The organism is Dellaglioa sp. CoH-57-MRSF-20, from assembly GCF_056781955.1.
This window is the reverse complement of record NZ_JBXAXV010000036.1, coordinates 1-450: the sequence shown is the minus strand read 5'-3', so window position 1 is coordinate 450 and position 450 is coordinate 1. Positions and strand designations below refer to the sequence as shown.

Below are 450 nucleotides of genomic sequence, written 5' to 3'. Positions count from 1 at the left end.
CACAGCTCACCTTGGATTGCTACCGCGCGCTCCAGCGTCGCCAGCTTTTCGAGGACCTGCTCTTCGCGCGCCGTTTTCCAGAACTGGTTGCCTTCAGTCTCCACCAGATCGAGGTTACGCGAGCACACACCAGCCACAAATTCAGGGAGGTTGCCCTCTGCGTCCGGTTTGGCGGCCGTCGCAAAGTACTTGCTCGACGGCGGAATGTAGTAGGCCGTGAGCGACGAACCGTCCATCTTCGTAGATTCTTGGAACACTTCTTCCGCATACTTGTCGAACACGAGGCGTTCGATGTTCTGGATGCGTTCCTGATCCGTCTTCGGAATGAACGACGGGAAGTTGCCACGCGACACGCCGCGCAGCGACACCGGAATCGGTTTCTCCCACTTCTCGATACCCAGCTTCTCGGTCAGGTCGATTTCGCTGACCGTATCGTCGCTCAGGTCGGAG

The 450-nt window shown here is 58.2% G+C and carries 1 protein-coding gene; it reads right to left on the bottom strand.

Annotation, left to right across the window (positions count from 1 at the left end):
- Window positions 1–450: RNA ligase family protein (locus AC1RPN_RS07920; protein WP_481763672.1), on the bottom strand; the 450-nt coding region annotated here is incomplete at both ends.